Origin of the sequence: Peptoniphilus sp. BV3C26 (genome assembly GCF_000478985.1) — a bacterium.
Lineage (GTDB): Bacteria > Bacillota > Clostridia > Tissierellales > Peptoniphilaceae > Peptoniphilus_B > Peptoniphilus_B koenoeneniae.
On sequence record NZ_AWXB01000049.1, the window covers coordinates 1 to 3,908 of the forward strand.

Annotated in this window: 3 protein-coding genes; all 3 read right to left on the reverse strand. The window is 31.7% G+C overall.

Annotation, left to right across the window (positions count from 1 at the left end):
* Positions 1 to 839: 839 nt before the first annotated feature.
* Genes HMPREF1253_RS05325 through HMPREF1253_RS05335 form a run of 3 tightly spaced genes read right to left on the reverse strand, consistent with a single transcriptional unit; the run spans position 840 to position 3,630 of the window.
* Positions 840 to 1,820, reverse strand: a complete 981-nt coding sequence (locus tag HMPREF1253_RS05325; protein WP_023055732.1) for an ATP-binding cassette domain-containing protein — start codon at positions 1,818 to 1,820, stop codon at positions 840 to 842.
* A gap of 5 nt (positions 1,821 to 1,825) precedes the next feature.
* On the reverse strand, positions 1,826 to 2,506 hold the full coding sequence (locus HMPREF1253_RS05330) for a GTP-binding protein (RefSeq protein ID WP_023055731.1): 681 nt from the start codon (positions 2,504 to 2,506) through the stop codon (positions 1,826 to 1,828).
* 8 nt (positions 2,507 to 2,514) lie between these two features.
* The gene (locus HMPREF1253_RS05335; RefSeq protein ID WP_023055733.1) at positions 2,515 to 3,630 is read right to left on the reverse strand and encodes an ABC transporter substrate-binding protein; all 1,116 of its coding nucleotides are present in this window, start codon (positions 3,628 to 3,630) and stop codon (positions 2,515 to 2,517) included.
* Positions 3,631 to 3,908 lie beyond the last annotated feature (278 nt).

A 3,908-nucleotide genomic window follows, 5' to 3' on the forward strand; every position in this document is an offset into this window, starting at 1 on the left:
TTTCTCTATTTTTTATTTACATATGTAACGCGAGGGGGACTAATGGACTTGCGATTGTCCCTAACGTCCCCCTCGCGGCTCCCCCTCCTTACCCCTCGAAACGCTTTTTATTGGTGGAAAAGCTTACGCTTTTCATTCCTATTGCCTTCATGGAGGTTTAATCTATCTTTATTCTTTTTCATTTTTTTATTTTGTTTTAAATCGCTCGGCTTACGCCGCCGGACCAATAGCAGATATTTGCAGCCAAATCAAAGATTTGGGCAAATAGTTGCATGAGACCTACCACGATTTTTTTTTCAAAAATCGGGTTAGGTCTTCAAAGTTGGTCCCTACATTCGCTTGCAAGGGTTTAATTTTGTAAAATCTCTTCGCACAAACAAACCCAACATTCCCATGTGTCTTCCATGTTTGGATAAAATTATAATAAATTTGTGTGTGGGTTTTTGTGGGCTGTGTTTTTTGTGGGAGAACAAAATAAATATTTGATTTAAAATTTATTTTAAATTTTTTATGCTCTACGTGAAGCATTTTATTTTAAATTTTTCCAATAAATCTTTTTTCTGAATTTATTCTTTTTCATTTTTTTATTTATTTTAAATCGCTCGGCTTCGCCGCCGGACCAATAAATTGGTCCCTACATTCGGTTGTAAGGGTTTATTCTTTTGAAACCTCTTCGCACAAATTTACCCCACATTCCTGCGTGGATTCAAAATTACAATAAATTTATACGTGGGATTTTGTGGGTTGTAGGGACCGGTTTACCGGTCCGCGTGTTTAATGTTGGAGAACAAATTCAATTTTTTTATAAATTATTTTTTTACGCTTCACGTGAAGCATTTTTATTTTAATTTTTTCCCATATCGTAAGTTATTTCTAAGTTCTTCTACATATTTATCTACTCTATCGAGTTCTTTTAATACTTTAAGTTCTTCATCTTCTCTTTCTATTACTTGTTGCACTGCTCCGTTATTTATTACGATTCTTCTTTTTGCCATTAGGGCAAGGGTTGGATCATGGGTTGCCATTAAAACTATTTTGTCTTTTGATATTAAAAGTTTTACTGCTTCTTTTCTATCTATTCCTGCATTTTCTATTTCGTCTATTAAGACAATAGGGCTTTCTGATAAGTTTGCTGTATCACTTATCATCAATGCTCTTGATTGGCCCCCTGATAAGGATGTTAAATATGTGTTTAGGCTAAATTTTTCTCCTGCAAGTTTATTTGCGTCTTCTATTATTTTATCTATTACATTTTCTGCTTCTATAAATCTTGCTTTTGCATGAAGTTCTATAAATTCTTTTACTGTCAAATCCATTATAAAGTTCATGTTTTGGGAAAGTTGAGCTACTAATTTATGGTTTCCATGAAACCTGTCTTCTTCATCTGCTTCTTTTCCGTCTATTAGTATTGTTCTTTTTGTTGGTGTGTCTTTTTTCGCCATCCATTCTATGTCTGCTAAGAATCTGGATTTGCCCGATCCTGTTGGTCCTACTATGGCAACTATATCTGATGACCTTAAAACTATTTTTTCAAATTTTTCTGGCTTTTTATCCTTATCAATTCCTGGCAAAATTATTAGTTCTCTTACTTTTTCTTTTATGCCTAAAAATTCGTTCATAGATTTGATGAAATCATTTAAAGATTCAAATATGCTTTCTCCCAAAAGACCAAGGTCTTCTCTTTTTTCTTGGTCTAAGTTTTCTACATTTTCTCTTAGGGATAAATTTTTATTTAATTCTAATTGATTTGCCTCAAAATATTCTCCTACATATGGGAATTCTTCTTCTAAGTCTTTTATTTTTATATTTTCGTATTTCATAATTTTTAATTTATTTTCTTTACATTACCAAGTTGATATTTCTCTCCTACTCTCATTTCTCCTAAACAATAGGAGCATAGAGCTGTGGGCATAGGATATCTAAGTTTCATTTCTTCTTCCTTTACATTGGAGTCTGTGTTTGCAATAAGTCTTGCAAGTTCAAAGCTTCCTTGTCCTGTCAAGCCATTTACGTTTAAAATTTTTGCTTTTGGATTTACTATATGGACTTTTGATGCAAAGACTTCTCTTTCTCCCTGAGATACTATATCTCCTTTTGTTATTAGGACAAGGTCTGCCATTCTTAACATAGGTCCTATTTTCATGGGAGTATTTATTCCTGAAAGATTATCTATTACGCAAACTCCCATAATGTCTTTTAAATAGGGTGAACACCTATTACACAGACCTGCTGATTCACTTATTAGTATGTCTAAGTTTTTTTCTTTTCCCCATTTTATTATTTCTTCTATATTTGAAACAAAAAAATGATCTGGGCAAAGTCCTCCTGACAGACCTTTTTTTACTTCTATTCCATTGCTTTCATAGGTTTTGTCATCATCTGTCCAGAGGCAGTCAAATTTTATTACTCCTACTTTTAATTTTTGTTTTTGTAATTCTTTTATTGTTTTTATAATTATAGAAGTTTTTCCTGTTGATGGAGGTCCACTTACTGTTATAAATTTCATATTTACTCCTATAATTTAAAAATTTCTTCTATTTTTTCAATTTTTTTGTCTATGTTTTTGTTTAAAAAGTCCCAGCCGGGAAACATTAATTTTTGGTCTGAACTTATGCCTAAGTCAGTATTTGGGTTTGTTGAGGGAAATTTTCCATTGGCTGAAAATATTTTGGCTACTTTTTCGCTTAAAAAGATACCTATAATTTCTTTTAATTTTTCTAATTTATCTTTTTTTGCCGTCATAAATATAGGTGAAACTATGGCTCCATCTTTAGGCCAAACCATTTGTAAATCTTGAGATTGTACCATTGCTGCAAAAAAGTAGGGTGCCACTGAAATTGCTGCAAGTTCTTTTTCTTTTACCATTTGAGCTGGATGTGCCGATGTATAGATTGCATCTTTTAATTTTTTCAGTCCGTCACTTCCATATCTTTCATAAATGGAAATTACAAGGGCATTGTATAAGTCCAAGTCTGACATGGGTATTGCCAGTGAATTTTTGTAATCTCCACTTAAAAGTTCTTCCCAAGATTCTGGTATTTTTTTATTTCCTAAGACCCTTTTATTTACAATAAAAACTGCTGGCACTATGCCTATTATATGAAATGTATTTTCTCCATCTTTAAGGTCTGCTCCTCTTTCTATAAATCCTTTATTTATTTCAGCTTGGGGACTTATATAATCTCTTTTTAAAATCTTTCTATAATTTTCATTTGTTATCATTTCATAACCTGCACTTATAATAAGATCTGGATTTTCATCTTTTTCAAAGCTTTCTTTCACATGATCAAGTCCTAAGTTTGCACTCTTTAGATTAAAAGAAAAATTTTTAAGATTATTTTTATTAAGTTCATCTACCAATGGAATTCTTATGGGACAGGGCAAAACTCCCGCCACTTTTAATTTTCCAAATTTTTTTAATTCTTCTTCGTTTTTTATGCTTTCTCTATATTCATCAAATGCTTTTATAAAAACTTCTTCAGCTATGTTTTTTGCCTTTAGTGCTGATTTTAAACTTATAAATTTACCCATTGTTGAAAGTTCTTTTTTGTCAAATCCTATTAGGACAAGATAGTCTGAAAGATTATTTTCTTCTTCTATAAGTTCTGCGATTTTTTTATTTAAGTCCATATTAGCCTCCTAATTCATTTCTATTTGATATTATATATTATTATTCTTCTTATTTCAGTAATTTATTTTGCAAATAAAAAAACCACCGTATAAAACGATGGTTTTGAAAATTTTTTTATCAACCTATTCCGCCAAGCATTGCTCCTGCTATTAAAGCAGTAATAGCTGCTAATACGTAAACGTATTTTGCAAGAGGATAATACCATCCTCCTATTGGTTTTATTGTTCCTTCATTTACTCCATTAAGGGCAAATTCTTTGTCTGCTACCCACTAGGAA

Coding starts and splice junctions, on each gene's coding strand:
- HMPREF1253_RS05325 (WP_023055732.1), bottom strand. CDS start 1,820: ATGAAATACGAAAATATAAAAATAAAAGACTTAGAAGAAGAATTCCCA.
- HMPREF1253_RS05335 (WP_023055733.1), bottom strand. CDS start 3,630: ATGGACTTAAATAAAAAAATCGCAGAACTTATAGAAGAAGAAAATAAT.
- HMPREF1253_RS05330 (WP_023055731.1), bottom strand. CDS start 2,506: ATGAAATTTATAACAGTAAGTGGACCTCCATCAACAGGAAAAACTTCT.